We start from the raw sequence: 19924 nt of genomic DNA on the forward strand, positions 1-19924 counted from the left end.
TGAGGTGGCATTTTGCCCCCTGCCGGGGTGGGGCCGGCCCCACCGTCCCGGCGGCGCGGAGCGGGCAGACTGCTGTCATGAACAGAACGCGCCGTGCGCCGGAGCCGCCCGCCGGGCCTCCAGCGGGGCGGCCGGTTCGCCACGTGCTCGCCGCGCGGGCCGTCCTCCGGGTGCTCGAACCTGCGGCGGGGCTGGTGCTGAACGCCGTCACGGGCGTGGTGGCGGCGGTGCTGCTCGTTCTGGCAGGGGTGTGCGCGGCGCTGGTCCCCGTACGCGGGCTCGGGCGGCGGCCGCTGGCCCGCGTTCTTGGCGCGGTCCACGCGCTGGCCGCCTTCCACGGGGCGTGGGCGGCGTACACCCTCGGCCGGGACCCCGGCGAACCACCCCGCTGGGTCGCGGGCGGCGGGCCACGCCGGTGGGTCGCGGGCGGCGGGCCGGGCCGGGCGTTCGTGGGTGGTGAGGGGTCGGGGCGTGCGCTGGGGTGGCTGGCCGTGCACGCCGTCGCCGGGCCCGCGTGCCTGATCGCCGTCGGGACGTTGCTGTCGGCCGTGCGCCTGATCTGGCGGTTGCGCGTGGTGGAGAACACCCGGCCGCTGACGCTGGCGCTCTCACTGTCGGTCCTCGCCATCGTGGCCGTCGCGCTGGCGGTCGGCGTACTGCTGCACTGGTCGCAGGCTCGCCTGGCCGAGCGGCTGCTGCGGCCCGCACCCGGGCTGGACGCCCGGGTCAGGGAGCTGACCGAGTCCAGGGCCGCGGTCGTGCACGCGCAGGCGGCCGAGCTGCGCAGGATCGAGCGCGACCTGCACGACGGCGCGCAGGCCAGGCTGATCTCCGTACGCATGAGCCTCGGGCTGGCCAGGACCGTCACCGACCCCGAGCAGCTGCGCGGGCTGGTCAGGGAGGCGTGGGAGTCGGCCGGTCAGGCGCTCACGAACCTGCGCGACCTGGTCAACGGGATCCATCCCCCGGTGCTGGCCGACCGCGGGCTCGGCGGCGCGATCCAGGCCGCCGCGCTGCTCTGCCCCATCCCCGTGGACCTCGACATCGACCTGCCCGAACGCCCCGAGGCGCCCGTCGAGTCCGCGCTCTACTTCTCGGCCGCCGAGGCGCTGACCAACGTGACCAAGCACAGCGGCGCCACCCGCGCATGGGTGCGGCTGCGCCGCTCGGCCGGTGTGCTCCGGCTCGTCGTGGGCGACAACGGGCAGGGAGGCGCCACCCCGGCACCCGGCCGCAATCCTTCGGAGGGCGCTGGGAGCGGGCTTGACGGGATCCGGCGCCGGCTGTCGGCGTTCGACGGAGAGCTGATCGTCACAAGTCCCCCCGGGGGCCCCACCGAACTCACCATGGAGATACCGTGCGCGTCGTCATCGCCGAAGATCTCGCCCTCCTGAGGGACGGGCTCGTCCGCCTGCTGACCGCGCACGGCTTCGAGGTGGCCGAGGCGGTCGACAACGGCCCGATGCTGCTGAACGCCCTCATCCGGCACCGCCCCGACGTGGCCGTGATCGACGTGCGCCTGCCCCCGACCCTCACCGACGAAGGGCTGCGCATGGCGCTGGAGGCCCGCAGGAGGCACCCCGGCCTGCCCGTGCTGATCCTCTCCCAGTACGTCGAGCAGCTCTACGCCCGCGAGCTGCTGTCCGACCGGGCGGGCGCGGTCGGCTACCTGCTGAAGGACCGGATCGGCGACGTGGAGCAGTTCGTCGAGGCGGTCCGCCGGGTCGCGGCCGGCGGCACGGCCATGGACGCCGAGGTGATCTCCCAGCTCCTCACCCGCCGCACCCGCGACGAGCCGCTCGGCCGGCTCACCCCCAAGGAGCGCGAGGTGCTCGCGATGATGGCCGAGGGCCTGTCCAACGCCGCGATCGCCGCCCGGCTGCTCGTCACCGACAAGGCGATCGGCAAACACACGAACAACATCTTCGCCAAGCTCGGGCTGCCGCCCTCCGACGACCACAACCGGCGGGTGCTGGCCGTGCTGGCCTATCTTGAGGCCGAGCCCGGCTGACCGGCCAGCGAAGATCACAAAAGGCCCCTTTCCTCGTATGATCCGATAAAAGCGAGGAAGGCAGGCCAATGGCGGATGAGCAGGCTCCTCAAGGCGTAGACCCCACGATTCCCAGCGTCGCGCGGATGTACGACTACTACCTCGGCGGAACGGACAATTTCCACGCCGACCGTGAGGCGGCCGAGCAGATCGTCCGGCTCGCCAGGGAGAACGGGTCGGACGTGCGGGAGATGGCCCTGGCCAACCGCGGTTTCCTCATCCGCGCCGTGCAGCACATCGCCGAATCGGGCGTGCGGCAGTTCCTCGACGTCGGCGCCGGCCTGCCCACCCAGGACAACGTGCACCAGGTGGCCGGGCGGGTCGCGCCCGGTTCCGAGGTCGTGTACGTCGACAACGACCCCATCGTGCTCGCCCATGCCAGATCCCTGCTCGCCGGCGACCCCCTCACCCACGTGGCCGAAGGCGACCTGCACCGGCCGGACGCCATCCTGGAGGCCGCGGCCGCCCACCTCGACCTCGGACGGCCGGTCGCGATCATCGCGGCCGCCGTGCTGCACTTCTTCCACGACGACGCCGAGGTGGCCGCGATCGTCTCCACCCTCCGCGACGCCCTGGTGCCCGGCGGCCACCTGGTGATCTCGCACAGCTACATCGAGCCCGCCGCCGGCCAGGCGGACAAGATGGACGAGGCGCGTGGCGTCTACCAGCGCTCCGCCTCCGGCTCGATCGCGTGGCGGGACCGGGAGACCATCGCGGGCTACTTCACCGGGCTGGAGCTGCTCGATCCCGGGGTCGTGCCCGTACAGGACTGGCGCAACGACGACCCGTACCGGCCGTCCGGCCTGGCCAAGGGCGGCGTCCTGGCCGCGGTCGGCCGCCTGCGCTGAGCGGCCGCCCCGGGCAACCTGCCCAATACTTGGTCATTTCCTGACCCCGGTGCCCCGCCGGGCAACTCTGCCCGCCGTACACCATCCGATACTCTATGTGACAGATTGGATACCTTAAGTCACATAGGAGGTCGCGTGAAGGTCGCCTGCGTCGGCGGCGGGCCCGCCAACCTGTACTTCGCGATCATGATGAAGCGGGTGAACCCGTCCCATGACATCACCATCTACGAGCGGAACCCGGCCGGTTCGACGTACGGCTGGGGCGTGACCTTCTGGGACGAGCTGCTCAGCAACCTGCACGGCGCGGACCCCGAGTCCGCGCGCGCCATCAGCGAGCGCGCGGTGAGCTGGAACAGCTGGGTCACCGACATCCGCGACCGCACGACGGTGACGGTCCACCACGGGGACGCGAGCTTCGGCATCGGCCGGCGCGAGCTGCTCGGCATCCTCTCCCAGCGGGCGAGCGACCTCGGCGTGCGGGTGGAGTTCGAGCGCGAGATCGCCGACGAGGAAGAGGTGGCCGACGCCGACCTGGTCCTCGCCGGCGACGGGATCAACAGCGCGCTGCGCGAACGGCACGCCGACCACTTCCGCCCCAAGGTCGCGGTCGGGCGGAACCACTACATCTGGCTCGGCACCACCAAGGTCTTCGACGCGTTCGTCTTCTCGTTCGTGGAGACGCCGCACGGCTGGATCTGGTGCTACGGCTACAAGTACGGCCAGGACAACAGCACCTGCGTCGTCGAGTGCGCCCCCGAGACCTGGACCGGGCTCGGGCTCCACGAGGCGAACGAGGCCGACGGCCTGGCCGTGCTGGAGAAGCTCTTCGCCGACATCCTGGACGGGCACCCGCTGATCGGCCGGTCGCAGGCCGACGGCAGCGCGCAGTGGCTGAACTTCCGCACCCTGACCAACCGGACGTGGCACCGCGACAACCTCGTCCTCATCGGGGATGCCGCGCACACGACCCACTACTCCGTCGGCGCGGGCACCGCGCTCGCGCTCGGGGACGCCGCCTTCCTCGTCCACGCGCTGCACGAGGGCTCGCCGCTGCAGCCGGCCCTCGCCCTATACGAGCGCGAGCGCAAGTCCGCGATCCGCGCCGCCCAGAAGGCGGCCCACTACAGCGCCCGCTGGTACGAGAACCTGCCGCGCTACATGGACCTGCCGGCGGAGCAGATCGTCGCGCTGCTCGGCGACCGGCACTCCCCGGTGCTCCCGCACGTGCCGCCGAAGCTGTACTTCCGGGCCAGCCAGCTCCTCGACCGGCTCTACTCGCTGCCGGGGTTCCGCCGCTGACCGCCGGAGTCCCCGGCCATCAGTTCCGAAAGTTTCGATAACTTTTAAAAAATTTCACTGTTGCATCCGGCCTTCCGTTGCCTATTCTTCCGATACAAGAGCGTTCTGCGGCAACTCAACTGCGGGCGGACCCTGTGGGCTGCCCGTCACGGGGTGAGGCATGCGGTCGAAATATTTCGGAATGTTGGCGTGGTGAGCGGAGACCTTCGGCTCACGCTCCCCGATCTGCTCGCGCGCCGGGCCGGGGAGCAGCCCACGCGGGCCGCGCTCGTGGTGGCGGGCGTGGGCGAGCTCTCGTTCGGCGATTGGGACAGGCGGGCGAACGCGGTCGCGCACGCGCTGCTCGCCCGCGGCCTGCCGTCCGGTGCGCGGGTCGGGCTGCTGTTCGGCGAGCGTGACTGGATCGACTTCGCGGTCGCCTGGTGCGGCGTCATGCGGGCCGGCGGTGTGACCGTACCGCTGTCGGACCGGCTGGCTCCCGCCGAGGTGGCGCACGCGCTGACGGACTGCTCCGTGACCGCGGTCCTGCACGGCGCCGGCGTCGAACCGCCTGACGCGGGCGAATGGCGGGCGACGCCGGCCGGGCTGGACCCCGGCGACGACGGCCCGGTGGGCCACGCCACCCCCGAGCGGCTGGCGCAGATCATCTACACCTCCGGCACGACCGGCCGGGCCAAGGGCGTCGGCGCCACCCACGCGAACCTCGCCCACGGCGTCTCCGCCGGTCCGCGGCGTCGCAAGCTCGCGCACTCGCAGCACTTCCTGCACGCCTTCCCGATCGGCAGCAACGCCGGTCAGACCATGCTCGTCAACGCCCTGGACGCCTGCCCGGCCGCGCTGACCCTGCCGCTTTTCACGCCGGGCCGCTTCGCCCGGCTGATCGAGTCGTACGGTGCGGGGACGGTGTTCGTGGTGCCCGCCATGGCGATCGAGCTGCTCAACGCGCGGGTCCACGAAAGGTACGACCTGTCGTGCGTCCGGCTCCTGGGCTCGACCGCGGCCAGCCTGCCGCCTTCCGTGGCGACGGGCCTGGCCGAGGCGTTCCCGAAGGCGGCGATCGTCAACTACTACACCTCCACCGAGGCGGCGCCCGCGCAGACCGTGATGATCGTGGATCCCGACCGGCCCGCGTCGGTGGGGCGCCCGTCGGCCGGCGGAGACCTCAAGATCGTCACGGCGGACGGCGGACCGGCCGCGGCCGGCGAGCAGGGCGAGGTCTGGCTGCGCTGCCCCGCCGGGACCCGGGCCTACTACCGGGACCGGCAGCTGAGCGACACCGTCTTCCGTGACGGCTGGGTGCGCATGGGGGACGTCGGCTACCTCGATCGGGACGGCTACCTCTACCTGGTGGACCGGGAGAGCGACGTCATCAAGTCGGGCGCGTACAAGGTGTCCACGCTCCAGGTGGAGGCGGCGCTGTACGAGCATCCGGCGGTCGCGGAGGCCGCGGTGGTCGGCCTGCCGCATCCGGTGCTCGGCCGGGTGGCCGGCGCCGCCGTCGTGACCCGGTATCCGGTGGCCGCCGCCGATCTGCGTACGTTCCTGCTGGACCGGCTGGCCGGGCACGAGCTGCCGGGCCGGCTGGTGTTCCTGCCCGAGCTGCCGAAGAACCACCTGGGGAAGGTGGTCAAGCCGCGGCTCCTCGACCTGCTCGAACGCCCCGATGCGGGCGCCGTGTGAGAACCCCTGGCGACTTCGGCGGCCAGCGGATGGAACAGGAAGAACGAACATGAACCACCGCCAGGAAAACACTCCCGCTTCGTTCGCCCAGCAGGGCATGTGGATCAGCGAGCGCATGGGCGCCGGCCTGGCGTACCACATGCCGCTCGCCCTGTGGCTCGACGGCGACCTCGACGTGGACGCGCTGCTCAGGGCATGCGCCGGGGTGATCGCCCGGCATCCGGTGCTCTCCACGGCCGTCGCCGAGCACGCCGGCGGCCTCCGTCTCGTCCCGGGCGCACCGCCGCCCGTGACCCTGGCCCGCCCGTCCCCCGACGCCCTCGACCGCCTGTTACGGGATGAAAGCGCCCGGGGTTTCGACCTGGAGCGGGGGCCGCTGGCCAGGTTCACGCTGGCGCAGGCGGGGCCGGGGCGGCACGTGCTGCTGTTCGTCGCCCATCATCTGGTCTTCGATGGCATGTCCAAGGACATCCTGGTACGCGACCTCGCGGACCTCTACGCCGCCACCCGATCCACCCCCGGCTCCGCACCCCATGTCCCCGCCGATCCCGCGCCGTTACCGTTCGCCGCGGCCGTCGAGGCCGAGCGCGAGCGGGTGCTGGACGCCCTGCCCGCCGCCCGGGAATTCTGGGAGCGGCGCTGGGCGGAGCCCGCCGAGATCGTGCTGCCCGGCCAGCGGCGCACCGCCACGCGGTACGGGCCGGGCGAGGAGATCGACGCCGGCCTCGACCACGATCTGGCCGCGCACGCCGCCGAGGTGGCACGGGCGGCCGGCGCGACGACGTTCGAGGCGCTGCTGGCCGCCGTGCACGCGCTGCTGTTCAGGTACGGCGCCGAGAACGTGACGGTCGCGATCGACGTGACCACCCGCGGGCCGGCGACCCGCGGCCAGATCGGGCCGTTCGTCAACGAGCTGCCCACGCTGTCGAGGCCCGCGGCCGGGCAGGCGTTCCGCGAGCTGGTGCGAGCCGTCAGGAACGAGGTGCGCGAGGTGTACCGGTTCCGGGAGGTGCCGCTCGCGCGGGCGCTCGGGCTGCCGCCGCGCGGCGCCGCCGTGCCCGTGTCGGTCAGCTACCGCAAACGGGAGGGGACCGAGCCGTGCTTCCCCGGCCTGGACCTCTCCGTCGATCGGATGATGTTCGGCGGGGGTGTGCGCAACGCCCTGCACCTGCAGTTCGTCGACGGGCCCGACGGGCTGGCCATGAGGCTGCGCTTCGATCCCGCGGCCGTCGGCCGGGACACGGTGGCCCGGTTCGCCGACGGCCTGCGCGCCCTGCTGCGCCGCGCCGCCGACGATCCCGGCGTCCGCCTGGCCGAGCCGGACATCGTGTCCCCGGCCGAACGGCATCGCCTGCTCGTCGAGTGGAACGACACCGCGGTCGCCTACCCCACGTCCGCCACGCTGCCCAGCCTGTTCGCCGGCCAGGTACGCGCCCGGCCGGACGCCCCCGCCGTGACGTTCGACGGCCGCTCGCAGAGCTATGCGGAGCTGGACGCCGCGGCCGACCTGCTCGCCCGCCGGCTGCTCCAGGCCGGGGTCCGGCGCGGGGACCTGGTGGCCGTGCACCTGCGGCGCTCCGCCACGTTGCCGGCCTGCCTCCTGGCCGTCCACCGGGCCGGCGCCGCCTACCTGCCGCTCGACCCGGACCATCCGGCGGAACGGCTCGCCATGATCATGGCGGACGCCCGCCCTCGGCTCCTGCTGTCCGACACCGCCCCGCCCGACGCCCTCCCAGGCCCGCACCTGCTGCTGCACGAGCACCCGGACCTGAGTGCGGAGGCGGTGCCGGTGACCTTGACGTTGCCGGACGAGGTCGCTTACGTGATCTACACCTCGGGCTCGACCGGGCGGCCCAAGGGCGTCGAGGTGACCCATGGCAACCTGGCCAACCTGCTGCAGGCGATGCGCGACCGGCTGGGGGCCGGGTCTGACGACGTCTGGCTCGCCCTCACCTCCCCCGCGTTCGACATCTCCGCCCTGGAGCTCTTCCTGCCGCTGATCACCGGCGGCCGGGTGGTCGTCGCTCCGCACGACGCCGTACGGAGGCCTGAGGCGCTGGCCCGGCTGGTCGCGGCGCAGGGCGTGACGCACGTGCAGGCCACCCCGTCGGTGTGGCGGCTGCTGCTGCCGGGCGGCATCGGCGGAGTGACCGCTCTGGCGGGCGGCGAGGCCCTGCCCGCCTCGCTCGCGGCGGAGTTACGTGCGCGGTGCGAGCGCGTCGTCAACGTGTACGGCCCGACCGAGACGACCGTCTGGAGCACGTTCGCCGAGGTCGGGGAGAGTGTCACGATCGGCCGTCCGCTCGCGAACACCCAGGTCTACCTGCTCGACGCGACGCTGCGGCCGGTGCCGGTCGGCGTCGCGGGCGAGCTGTGCATCGGCGGCGCCGGCGTGGCGCGCGGCTATCGGGGCAGGCCGGCGCGTACGGCCGGGCAGTTCGTCCCCGACCCGTACGGACCTCCCGGGGCGCGGCTGTACCGCACCGGGGACCTGGCCCGCCACCGGGCCGACGGCGAGATCGAGTTCCTGGGCCGCCGGGACGGGCAGGTCAAGCTGCTGGGTCACCGGGTCGAGCTCGGTGAGATCGAGTCCCGCCTGCTGGAGCATCCCCAGGTCGGCCAGGCCGCGGTGCGGATCTCGGCGACCGCCGACGGTGATCGGCGGCTGGTGGCGTACGTCGTCCCGGCGCCGGGCGCCGCGCTCGACCCCAGCCAGTTGACCGGTTATCTGGCCAGGACGCTGCCGCTGGCGATGCTCCCCAGCGCATACGTCACTCTGGACGCCCTCCCCCTGACCCCCGTCGGCAAGCTCGACCGCGCTGCGCTCCCGGAACCCACGGGAAACGCTCCTGCGCGGGACACCGATGAGGCGGCAGGGCTGGCCGAGGTGGTCCGGCTGATCTGGCGGGAGGTGCTGGAGCTGGACGAGATCGGCCCCGACGACGACCTGTTCGACCTGGGCGGTCACTCGCTCACGATCACCCAGATCACGGCCCGCATCAGGGACCGCGTCGGCATCGAGGTGTCGCTGGACGCGTTCTTCGACGACCCCACCATCGGCGGGGTCGTCGAGGAGATCGTCCGGCTCCGGGCGGAACGGTCCTCGGCCGGCGAAGACGGCGGCGGCGAGGCGGGATCGGGGACGGCGGTGCGGCCGCGGCCGGCCGGGATGACGCCGCCGTTGTCGTTCGCGCAGGAACGGCTGTGGTTCCTGCAGCAGCTCGACCCGGACGACGCCTCGTACAACATGTATCTCGTGCTGCGGCTGCGCGGCGCGCTCGACACGGTCGCGCTCCTGGCCGCCCTGGACGCCGTGGTGGCGCGGCACGAGAGCCTGCGCACGTCGTTCGACGACGCCGACGGCGAGCCGGTCACGGTCGTCCATCCGCCGGGGCCCGTCCCCGTCGAGCGCATCGATCTGACCGCCTCGGCCGAGCCGGAGGAGCTGGCCCGATGGCTGGTCGCCGACCGCACCAACGCGCCGTTCGACCTGGCGGCGGCCCCGCCGCTGCGGGTCGGCCTGCTCGGGCTCGGCCACGACGACCATGTGCTGTGCTTCGTGCTGCACCACATCATCGCCGACGGTTCGTCGCTCGGTGTCCTGTTCGACGACGTGTTCGCCCTCTACCAGGCTCGCGTCGAGGGCCGCCCACCCGGCCTGGTGCCGCTGCCCGTGCAGTACGGCGACGTCGCGTTGTGGCAGCGGGAACGGGAGTCCGGCACGGCGGGCGAGGAGTCGCTGGCGTACTGGCGGCGGCAGCTCGCCGAGCCCCCCATGCCGGCGCTGCCCGCCGACAAGCCCGGAGGAGCCCGGCCAGAGGGCGCGTTCCACTCCTTCCGGATCCCGCAGGAGGTCGTCACCCGGCTGGAACGGCTGGCGCAGGAGCACGGCGCGTCCCTCTTCATGGTGCTGGTCGCGGCGTACCAGGTGCTGCTGGCCCGGCACACCGGTCAGACGGACGTCCTGGTGGGCACGCCGTGGGCGGCCCGCGACCGGGTGGAGCTGGAGCCGGTCATCGGCTACCTCACCGACACCCTGGTCCTGCGCGGCGACCTCGCGGGCGATCCGGCCTTCGGCGATCTGCTCGGCGTCACCCGCCGCACGGTGCTGGACGCGCACGCGCACCGTACGGTGCCGTTCGAGCGGCTCATCGGCGAGCTCGGCGTGCCGCGCGACCTCCATCGCAATCCGCTGCTGGCCACCATGATCATCCTGCACAGCCAGGCCGGGGACGGCACCCCGCCGGAGCGGATGGGTGATCTGGGCGTGTCGCTGTTCGACGGCGGGTATCGGCAGGCCAAGTTCGACCTGGCTCTGGAGACGTGGCGTAACGAGGAAGGGCTGCTCGCCGTCCTCGGTTACGACTCCGCCCTCTTCCGGCCGGCCACGATCGAGGGGCTGGCGGAGCGGTTCGGCGTGCTGTTGCGGGGGATCGCCGATGCCCCGGGCACGCGGATCTCCCGGCTGCCGATGCTGACCGGGAGCGACCTGGCGGATGCGACCGGCCCGGCCGCCGTGGCCGAGCTCGATGCCGGTGAGATGGTGCCCGCGCTGTTCGAGCGAGCGGTGGCCCTCGCGCCGGACGCCACGGCGCTGATCTCCGGCGATGAGCAGGTGAGTTACGCCGAGCTCGACGCCAGGGTCGCCCGGCTCGCGGCGGCGTTGCGGCGGCGCGGGGTGGCCGACGGGTGCGTGGTCGGTGTGTGCGCGGGGCGGTCGGCCGAGGCGGTGGTGGCGCTGCTCGCCGTGTGGCGGGCCGGAGGCGCGTACCTGCCGCTCGATCCCGGCCATCCGGACGAACGGCTCGCCTTCCTGATCGCGGACAGCGGCGCGCGCCTGGTCGTGACCGACGCGGAGCTCGCCCATCGGCTGCCGCAGGAGACCGTCGCGCTCATCCCGTCCGCCGGGTCGGGCAGCGGCGATCCGCGCTGGCTCGGCGGGTGGGCGGCCGTGCGGCCCGGCGACCCGGCGTACGTCGTCTACACCTCCGGCTCGACGGGCCGGCCGAAGGGGGTGCTGGTCGAGCACGGGAGCCTGGCCCTGCGGGTGCGCTGGATGCGGCACGCGTACGGCCTGCGGCCCGCCGACCGCGTCGTCCAGTTCGCCTCGCTCAGTTTCGACGCGCACGCGGAGGAGCTGTACCCGGCGTTGACGGCCGGCGCGTCCGTGCTGCTGCTGCCCGGTGGGGCGGCGACTCTGCCGGACGCGCTGCGCACCCCGGCCGGCCGCCGGGTGAGCGTGCTGGACCTGCCGACCGCGTACTGGCACCGGCTCACCGAGGCGCTCGGCGACGTGAGCTGGCCGGAGCCGCTGCGGCTGATGATCATCGGTGGCGAGCAGGCGCACGCCTCTGCGGTCGCCAGGTGGCGGGCCAGGTTCGGGGACGAGGTCACGCTGGTCAACACGTACGGGCCGACGGAGGCGACGATCATCGCCACGGCGGCCACCCTCGGCGCGGCGGACACCACCCACCGCCCGCCCATCGGCCGGCCGATCGACGGCACCACCGCCCACGTGCTCGGCCGCCACGGCGAGCCGGTCCCGCCCGGCTCCCCGGGCGAGCTGTTCCTGGGCGGGCCCGGCCTGGCGCACGGCTACCTGGGCCGCCCGGCGCTCACCGCCCATCGGTTCACGCCCGACCCGCACGGGCCGCCGGGGTCGCGGCTGTACCGGACCGGGGACCGGGTGCGGCGGCGTCCCGACGGCGTGCTGGAGTTCCTGGGCCGTTTCGACGGTCAGGTGAAGGTGCGCGGCTTCCGCGTCGAGCCGGGTGAGGTGGAGGCGGCGCTGCTGGCGCATCCGGGGGTGCGCCAGGCGGTGGTGACCGCGGATCCGGAACGGCTGACGGCGTACGTGGTCGGCTCCGCCGAGCCCGGCGAGCTGCGCCGGCGCCTGGCCGCGACGCTGCCCGCGCATCTGGTGCCCACCGGATGGGTACGGCTGGACGCGCTGCCGCTCACGATCACCGGCAAGGTGGACCTGGCCGCGCTGCCGGCGCCGGAGCCTGTGCCGTCCGCCGCGTTCGTGCCGCTCAGCACCGACGCCGAGACGCTGGTGGCCGGGATCTGGGCGCAGGTGCTCGGCCTGGACGCCGGGCGCATCGGGGCGCTGGACGACTTCTTCGCCCTCGGCGGGCACTCGCTGCTCGCGACCAGGGTGGCGGCGCTGCTGCGGAACTCCCTGGAGGTGGAGGTGCCGGTCCGCACCGTGTTCGACCATCCGTCCGTCACCGGGCTGGCGGCCGCGGTCGAGACCTTGCTGATCGAGGAGCTGTCGAGCCTCTCCGACGCGGAGGCGGCCCGCCTGCTGGACACGGAGGTCCCCCGTTGACCGACTCGGACGCGCTGACAGGCCCTCGCACCCCGTCCACCCACAACGCCCCGGCCACCCGCGACGCCCCGACCGGCTCAGACGCAGCGACCAGCCTGGGTGCCGTGACCAGCTCGGACGTCGCGACCGGCTCGGACGGGTTGTCGGCGGCGAAGCAGGCGTTGCTGGCGCGGCGGCTGAAACGCGGGGCTGCGGCGGCGGGGGCGACGGACGCGGCGGCGGCGGGGATGCGGCGGACCATTCCGGTCCGGCCCGCCGGTGAGGCGCCGCCGCTGTCGCACGCCCAGGAGCGGCTGTGGTTCCTGGAGCAGTTCGCGCCGGGCACCACCCAGCTCACGATCCCGCTCAGGCTGCGGCTGCGGGGCCCGCTGGACGCGGAAGCGCTGGCCACCGCACTCGACGCCGTCGTGGCCGGGCACGACGCGCTGCGCATGCGCTTCCCCGCAACCTGGGACGGCCGCCCCCGGATCGAGCTCAGCGAGCACGACGAGCCCAGCCAGCTCAGCCAGCTCAGCCAGCTCAGCCAGCTCAGCGAGCCCGGCACGCCCGGCGAGTCCGGCGAGTCCGGCGACCTCCGCGTGCACGACAAGCCTCGCGAACTCCGCGAACCCGGCGGGCGCGGCGGGCGTGGCGGGCGTGGCGGTGAGGGGGCGCTGCCGCTGATCGTCCGGGAGGCGCCGGACGAGGCGGCCGCCAGGGTGATGGCGGAGGAGTTCCTGGCGGTGCCGTTCGACCTGGCCACAGGGCCCCTGGCGCGGGCGCTGCTGGTCCGGCTGGCCGGCGACGACCACGTCCTGGTGATCGGGGTGCACCACATCGCGGCCGACGGCTGGTCGGCCGGCCTGCTGCTGCGCGAGGTCTTCGCCCGCTACGAGGGCGGCGCGCCGCCGTCCCCCGAGGTGGGGTACGCCGACTACGCGGCCTGGCAGCGCGCCCTGCCGCCGTCGCACCGCGACCTGGAGTTCTGGCGGGAGCGGCTGGCCGGGCTGGAGCCGCTGGACCTGCCGGCGGACCGGCCGCGCCCGCCCGAGCGCACCTACGCCGGCGCGGCGTGCGCGTTCCCCCTGTCGCCCGAGGTGGCCGCCGGGCTGGCGCGGCTGGGTCGCGAGCACCGGGCCACGCCGTACATGACGATGCTGGCCGGGTTCGCCGCGCTGCTCGGCCGGTACGCGGGCGCGTCCGACGTGGCCGTGGGATCGCCGGTGGCCGGCCGCCACGTGCCCGAGCTGGACGGCGTGATCGGCTGCTTCGTGAACATGCTGACCATGCGGGTGGACCTGTCGGGCGACCCGACGTTCGCCGAGTTGCTCGAACGCGTGCGCGCCGTCGCCCTGGACGCCTTCGCCCACCAGGACCTGCCCTTCGAGCAGCTCGTCTCCGAGCTGGACCTGCCGCGTGAGGTGTCCAGGTCCCCGCTGTTCGGTGTCATCCTCTCGATGCAGACCTACAACGCCGGCGTCGAGCCGCCGGCCGGGCTGAGCGTGGCCGACTTCCCCGTGGACGCCTGGGCCACCAGGTACGACCTGGAGCTCTACGCCGGCGGCGACGCGGGCGGGATGTTCGTCTACAACACCGACCTGTTCGACCCGGGCACGATCGAACGGCTGGCCGCTCACCTGGCCGCCCTGCTGGAGCGGGTGGCCGCCCGCCCCGGCCTGCGGCTGTCGGAGATCGACCTGCTCACCGAGGACGAACGGCGCCTGGTCCTCCACACCTGGAACGACACCGCGACGGAGTATCCAGGCCCGGCCACCCTGCACGGCCGCGTCGAGGCGCAGGCGGCGCGCACGCCGGACGCGGTCGCGGTGCGCTTCGAGGGGCGTTCGCTGTCGTACCGGGAGCTGACCGCGCGGGCGGATCGCGTCGCGCGCACGCTGCGCGGCCTCGGCGTGGGCGCCGGGTCGGTGGTCGCGGTCTGCGCCGAGCGGTCGCTGGAGCTGCTGCCGGGCCTGCTGGGCGTGCTCAAGGCGGGGGCGGCGTACCTGCCGATCGATCCTGGCTATCCGGCCGAGCGGGTGGCGTTCATGCTGTCGGACGCCGCGCCGGCCGCACTCCTCACCCAGGAACGGATCCGGCCCGCGCTGCCGCACACCTCCGCGACGATCCTCGACCTAGAAGATCTGGAAGATCTGGAAGACCTGGCCGACCCGGCCGTCTGGACCGGCGGCCCCGGGCCCCTCCCCGACGTGCGGCCGGACGACGTCGCCTACGTCATCTACACCTCGGGCTCCACCGGTCGGCCCAAGGGCGTGCCGAACACCCACGGCGCCATCGCCAACCGCCTCGACTGGATGCAGGAGCGCTTCCCGCTGGAGGCGGGCGACGTGGTGGCGCAGAAGACGCCGCTGAGCTTCGACGTGTCGGTGTGGGAGCTGTTCTGGCCGCTGCGCTGCGGCGCGACGCTGGTGCTCGCGACGCCCGGGGGCCACAAGGACGCGGCGTACCTGCGGGATTTGATCGTCTCCGAGGGCGTGACCACGGCGCATTTCGTGCCGTCGATGCTGGCGGCGTTCCTCGGGGAGGACGGTGCGGCGGGCTGCCGCTCGCTGCGCAGGGTGATCTGCTCGGGTGAGGAGCTGCCCGCCGACCTGGCGCGGCGCTGCGTCGCGGCGCTGCCCGCCGCCGAGTTGCACAACCTGTACGGCCCCACCGAGGCCGCCGTCGACGTGTCCGCCTGGCACTGCCGTCCCGGCACGCTCGCCTCGGCCGCCAGGGTGCCGATCGGCACGCCGATCGCGAACACCTCCCTGTACGTCCTCGACGCCGCCCTGTCGCCGGCCCCGATCGGGGTGCCCGGTGAGCTGTTCATCGGCGGCGCCGGGCCGGCCCGTGGCTACCTGAACCGGCCCGGCCTCACCGCCGACCGGTTCGTCCCCGACCCGTTCGGCCCGCCGGGGTCCCGCCTGTACCGGACCGGCGACCTGGCCAGGTGGCGGCCCGACGGCGCGCTGGAGTTCCTCGGCCGCCTGGACGCCCAGGTCAAGCTGCGCGGGATGCGGATCGAGCCGGGCGAGATCGAGGCGGCGCTGCGCGCGCTGCCCGCCGTCCGCGACGCGGCCGTCATCGTCCGCGCGGACCGCCCGGGCGACCCGCGCCTGGTGGCGTACCTCACGCCAAGCCCCGGACCGGACCCCTCGAACGGCGGGCCGTGGACAGGAGCAGAGCCGCTGCCAGGGCCTGCGTCCGGGGTCGGGTCCGGGTCCGGGTCCGGGTCCGGGGTCGGGGTCGGGGCCAGGACCGATGCTGGACTCGTGGCCGGGATCGATCATGGTGCCGTCCGGGCCGCGCTGAAGCGGGTGCTGCCCGACCACCTGGTGCCGAGCGCCTACGTCACGCTGGCCGCGCTGCCGCTCAACCCCAGCGGCAAGCTGGACCGCCGGGCCCTGCCCGCGCCGGTCGCCGGACGGGACGCCGGGGTCGAGCTCGTCGCGCCCGCCACCCCCACGGAGCAGGCCCTCGCCGCGATCTGGGGCGAGCTGCTGGGCATCGAGACGATCGGCGTCGATGACGACTTCTTCGACCTCGGCGGGCATTCGCTGCTCGCCACCCAGGTGGTGGCCCGCCTGCGCAGGCAGACCGGGGCCGGGGTCAGCGTGATGGAGGTCTTCCAGCACCGCACCGTCCGCGAGCTGGCGGCGCTCGCCGACACCCCCGCCGACCGGCGCGGCCCGCGCACGCTGCTGCACCGGCTGACCCGCGCACGCGCCAGGACGCCGGAGCTGAGCCCGGAACTGAGCCCGGAGCTGAGCCCGGAGCTGAGCTACGTGTGCGTGCCCTACGGTGGCGGCAGCGCGGTCGTCTACCAGCCGCTCGCCGACGCCCTGCCGGACGGGCACGCGCTCTGGTCGGTCGCGATCCCCGGCCACGACGTGGGCGTGGAAGAGGACCAGCTGCCCTTCGACGAGCTCGCCACCGGCTGCGTACGCGAGATCCTGGACCAGGTGGACGGCCCGATCGTCCTGTACGGGCACTGCGGCGTCGGCTCGGCCCTGGCCGTGGACATCGCCCGCCGCCTGGAGGCCGCCGGCCGGGATCTTGTGGCCGTGTACATCGGCGGGATCTTCCCCTTCGCCCGCCCGCGCGGCCCGCTGCTGTCGCGGATCGCCCGGCTCGCCGACGTCGAGCGCCTGCGCAGCGACCAGCGCTACGTCAACTGGCTGATCTCGCTCGGCCTGGACATGGGCGAGATCGATCCCGTCCAGGCCCGCCGGATCGTACGGAACATGCGCCGCGACTCCCGGGAGGCGGAGGCGTACTACACGCGCCTGTTCGAGACCGGCACGGAGCGGCTGCGGGCTCCGGTGATCAGCGTGGTGGGCACCGAGGACCCGGCGACGGACTACTACCAGGAGCGCTTCCGCGAGTGGCACTTCCTGACCTCGGTGTCGGCCGTGGTCGTGCTCGCGGAGGCCGGCCATTTCTTCCTGAAGTACCGGGCCGAGGAGCTGGCCGAGATCGTCACCACCGCGCACCGGACGCTGGACGAGCCCGTACGGGCACGGGCGCCCGGCGCCACCTGGTGGCGGCACGACGTGTCGCGCGCCACCACAGCGCCCGCGCCGGCCGGGGTGCGGCCGGGCATTCCGCGCTTCCTCGCCGTCGCGATGAGCCAGCTCGTGTCCGTCACGGGGTCGGCGCTCACCGAGTTCGCCGTCCCGCTGTGGGTCTACACCACGACGGGGTCGGTGGCGCAGTTCGCGCTGATGGCCGTGGTCGGCCTGGTGCCGGGGCTGCTGACCGCGCCCGTCGCGGGGGCGATCGTCGACAGGACGAGCCGGCGGCGGGTGATGCTGGCGGGGGACGCGGCGGCGTTCTCGATCCAGCTCGCGTTCGGGGTGCTGCTGTGGACCGGGAACCTGTCGGCGGGGATGATCTACCCGTTGCTGGCCTGTCTCTCCGTCGCGCTCACCTTCCAGCGGATCGCGTACTTCTCCGCCGTCCCCCAGCTCGTGCCCAAGCCGTATCTCGGGCATGCCGCCGGGCTCATGCAACTGGGCACGGGGACCGCGCAGCTCCTGGTGCCGATCTTCGCCGTCGGCCTGCTCGCGGGCATCGGGCTCGGCGGCATTCTCGCCCTGGACGTCGCCAGCTACGCGGTCGCGATCGTCGTGCTGCTGGCGGTGCGCTTCCCCCGCACGATGCCGTGGCGGCGCAGGGAGTCGATGCGGGCGGAGATCCTGGGCGGGCTGCGTTACTCGCTCGGCCATCGCGGGTTCGTCGGCATGCTGCTGTTCTTCGTCGTGCTGAACGTGTTCCTCGCCCCGCTGCTGCTGATGTTCGCGCCGCTGGTGCTCTCGTTCGCCGGGCTCGCGGACGTGGGCCGGATCTCGTTCCTGGCCGGCGTCGGCACGTTCGCCGGCGCGCTGGTGATGGTCGTCTGGGGTGGGCCCCGCCGCCTGCGGATGCGTGGCGTGCTGCTGTGCGCCCTCGCCCTGGGCGGTTTCTGCCTGGTCACCGGGCTGCGCGCCGACCTGGCCGTGATCGCCGCCGGCGCGTGCGGCATGACGGCCTGGGTCACCGTGCTGAACGGGATCTACGCCACGATCGTGCAGGTCAAGGTGCCGCAGCGGTTCCACGGCCGGGTGTTCGCCATGAACACCCTCATCGCCTGGTCCACGCTGCCCATCGGCTTCGGCCTCGTCGCCCCGTACGGCGCGGCGCTGCTCGACCCGCTGCTGCTCCCGGACGGCCCGCTCGCGGCCACGGCCGGCGCGCTCATCGGCACCGGACCGGGTCGCGGCATCGGGCTCATGTACGTGCTCTTCGGCCTCGCCATCGCGGCGCTCGCGCTGATCGCGATGCGCGTCCCCGCGCTGGCCCGCTTCGACCGGGACGTGCCCGACGCGGTCGCGGACGACCTGGTCGGCGTACGGGCCCTGCGCGCGCCCACCCCTACCGCAGAGGAGAGCTGACATGGAGAGACACCAGGTGGTCGTCAACGACGAGGAGCAGTACTCGCTGTGGCCGCTCGACCGGCGGCCCCCGGCCGGATGGCGGCCCGAGGGGTTCACGGGCGGGCGGGAGGAGTGCCTGAGCCACATCGACCAGGTATGGACGGACATGCGGCCGCGCAGCGTACGTCTACGTCAAGACGCCGCAGGGGAGGCGGGGTGATGAGCGAGACCGAGCGGCTGCGCCGGGTGCTGGCCGAGATGATCGCCGACGTGTCCGAGGGCCGGGTCAGCGCCGAGGAGGCGCTCGCGGGCCGCCACTCCCTGTCGGCGCTCGGCCTCACCTCGCTGGCCCGGATCCGGCTCATCGACCTGATCGAGGACACGTTCGACATCGACGTGGACCTGAACGGCGACCTGTCCTCCGCCGAGCACGTCGCCCCGCTCGCCGCCGCCGTCTCCGGCCTGCTCGCGACCGGACCCGGGCGGCCCCGATGACTGCCACCGGGACGCGGGCGGCCGCGACGGTGGCGTTCAACGGGGTACGGGCCGGCTCGGGAGCGCTGACCTGGGGGCAGCGGCTGATGTGGCGGGCCGTCCATCTGATGGGCGACAGCCAATCCTTCCTCAACTGCCCATGGGTGCTCCCGGTCTACGGCAAACGTGATCTCGCCACGGTGCTGGACGCGCTGGGCGTCCTGCTCGAACGCCACGAGAGCCTGCGCACCACCTTCGCCGGCACGCCGGACGGCCCGGTGCAACGGGTGGCGAGCGGCGGCGAGCTGGCCGTGACGGTGGTGGCGGCGGAGGAGGAGCGGGGGTTGCAGGCCGCGGAGCGGATCGCCGGCGAGCTGGCCAGGACGGTCTTCGACCACGGCGTGGACCTGCCGCTGCGGTGCGCCGTCGTGACCAAGGACGGCCGGCCGCGGGCGCTGGCGTTCGCCTTCTCGCATCTGGCCGTGGACTTCCAGGCGCTGAGCCTGCTCTCGGCGGAGTGGCGCGCGCTGCTCAGAGGAGACCCGTTGCCGCCTGCCGGATGGCAGCCGCTGGACCAGGCGGAGCTGGAGCGCGAGGAGTCGTTCCTGGCCCGCTCGTCCAGGTCGATCAGGTACTGGCGCTCGGTGCTCGAAGAGGTGCCGCTGGAGGTGTTCGACCATCCGCCGGGCGAGGCGGAGGAGCCGCGTTTCATCGAGGTCGGCATGGAGTCGGTGGCGCTCGCCGCCGCGGCCGAGCGGCTGGCCGCCCGGTGGACGATCAGCACCACCAGCGTGCTGCTCGCCGCCTGCGCCACGGTGCTGGCCGGGGTGAGCGGGCGGGGCAGGGCGGTCATGCAGCTCGTGCACAGCAACCGGCGCGATCCGCGTACCCGTGGCATGGTCGGCACGGTGGGGCAGGACGGCCTGTTCCAGCTGGACGTGAACCCGGACGGCTTCGCCGCGACGTGCGCGGACGCGCACCGCAACGCCCTCGCCGCCTACCGCAACGCGCACTACGACCCCTTCGCGATGCAGGCCATGCGGGAGGAGGTCGGCCGCCGCCGCGGCAGGGAGCCGGACCTGGACGCGTTCTTCAACGACCGGCGGGGAACCGGCGACTGGCCGAACCTGCCCGAGTACGGGGATCTGGCCGCGCTCACCGGACGGACCCGGACGTACGTCACGGACGCCTGGCCGGGGGTGCGGTTCAAGGTGTTCTTCACCGTGGGCACGGCCACCGGCACCGGAGCACTCAGCCTCATCGTGGACACCGCCTACCTCGGGCGGGACACGGCGCGGGCGATGCTGCTCGGCGTCGAGGACCTGCTGGTCCGCAACGCCCGCTGAGT

The 19924-nt window shown here is 73.7% G+C and carries 10 protein-coding genes; all 10 read left to right on the forward strand.

Going from position 1 to position 19924, the window contains the following annotated elements; translation table 11 throughout:
- Positions 1-77 precede the first annotated feature (77 nt).
- The 10 genes from ABEA43_RS37605 (at position 78) to ABEA43_RS37650 (ending at position 19922) form a co-directional block, all read left to right on the forward strand.
- A complete protein-coding gene (locus ABEA43_RS37605) occupies positions 78-1394 on the forward strand; it encodes a sensor histidine kinase (protein WP_345569534.1) in 1317 nt (438 codons plus the stop codon).
- Positions 1358-2011: a response regulator transcription factor gene (locus ABEA43_RS37610; protein ID WP_345569536.1), complete on the forward strand. Its 654-nt coding sequence runs from the start codon at positions 1358-1360 to the stop codon at positions 2009-2011. The genes ABEA43_RS37605 and ABEA43_RS37610 overlap by 37 nt, the downstream gene beginning before the upstream one ends.
- A 68-nt stretch (positions 2012-2079) precedes the next feature.
- On the forward strand, positions 2080-2898 hold the full coding sequence (locus ABEA43_RS37615; RefSeq protein ID WP_345569538.1) for an SAM-dependent methyltransferase: 819 nt from the start codon (positions 2080-2082) through the stop codon (positions 2896-2898).
- A 135-nt stretch (positions 2899-3033) separates the two neighbouring features.
- A complete protein-coding gene (locus ABEA43_RS37620) occupies positions 3034-4197 on the forward strand; it encodes an FAD-dependent monooxygenase (protein WP_345569540.1) in 1164 nt (387 codons plus the stop codon).
- A gap of 192 nt (positions 4198-4389) precedes the next feature.
- Complete coding sequence (locus ABEA43_RS37625; RefSeq protein ID WP_345569542.1) at positions 4390-5877, forward strand: class I adenylate-forming enzyme family protein; 1488 nt, start codon at positions 4390-4392, stop codon at positions 5875-5877.
- A 49-nt stretch (positions 5878-5926) separates the two neighbouring features.
- Positions 5927-12208, forward strand: a complete 6282-nt coding sequence (locus ABEA43_RS37630; RefSeq protein WP_345569544.1) for an amino acid adenylation domain-containing protein — start codon at positions 5927-5929, stop codon at positions 12206-12208.
- On the forward strand, positions 12205-18120 hold the full coding sequence (locus tag ABEA43_RS37635; protein ID WP_345569546.1) for a non-ribosomal peptide synthetase/MFS transporter: 5916 nt from the start codon (positions 12205-12207) through the stop codon (positions 18118-18120). Before ABEA43_RS37630 ends, ABEA43_RS37635 begins: the two co-directional genes overlap by 4 nt.
- A gap of 1 nt (position 18121) precedes the next feature.
- A complete protein-coding gene (locus ABEA43_RS37640) occupies positions 18122-18322 on the forward strand; it encodes an MbtH family protein (protein WP_345569548.1) in 201 nt (66 codons plus the stop codon).
- Positions 18322-18597: a phosphopantetheine-binding protein gene (locus ABEA43_RS37645; protein WP_345569549.1), complete on the forward strand. Its 276-nt coding sequence runs from the start codon at positions 18322-18324 to the stop codon at positions 18595-18597. Before ABEA43_RS37640 ends, ABEA43_RS37645 begins: the two co-directional genes overlap by 1 nt.
- Positions 18594-19922 carry a condensation domain-containing protein gene (locus ABEA43_RS37650; protein WP_345569550.1) on the forward strand — a complete coding sequence of 443 codons (1329 nt, stop codon included), beginning with the start codon at positions 18594-18596 and terminating at the stop codon, positions 19920-19922. The genes ABEA43_RS37645 and ABEA43_RS37650 overlap by 4 nt, the downstream gene beginning before the upstream one ends.
- The last annotated feature ends 2 nt before the right edge of the window (positions 19923-19924 follow it).

The sequence above is a fragment of the Nonomuraea rosea genome, assembly GCF_039539705.1.
Taxonomy (GTDB): domain Bacteria; phylum Actinomycetota; class Actinomycetes; order Streptosporangiales; family Streptosporangiaceae; genus Nonomuraea; species Nonomuraea rosea.

Bases quoted from the DNA above. Each gene is read 5' to 3' on its own strand.
- ABEA43_RS37630 (WP_345569544.1), top strand. From the start codon at position 5,927: ATGAACCACCGCCAGGAAAACACTCCCGCTTCGTTCGCCCAGCAGGGC.
- ABEA43_RS37640 (WP_345569548.1), top strand. From the start codon at position 18,122: ATGGAGAGACACCAGGTGGTCGTCAACGACGAGGAGCAGTACTCGCTG.
- ABEA43_RS37605 (WP_345569534.1), top strand. From the start codon at position 78: ATGAACAGAACGCGCCGTGCGCCGGAGCCGCCCGCCGGGCCTCCAGCG.
- ABEA43_RS37615 (WP_345569538.1), top strand. From the start codon at position 2,080: ATGGCGGATGAGCAGGCTCCTCAAGGCGTAGACCCCACGATTCCCAGC.
- ABEA43_RS37650 (WP_345569550.1), top strand. From the start codon at position 18,594: ATGACTGCCACCGGGACGCGGGCGGCCGCGACGGTGGCGTTCAACGGG.
- ABEA43_RS37645 (WP_345569549.1), top strand. From the start codon at position 18,322: ATGAGCGAGACCGAGCGGCTGCGCCGGGTGCTGGCCGAGATGATCGCC.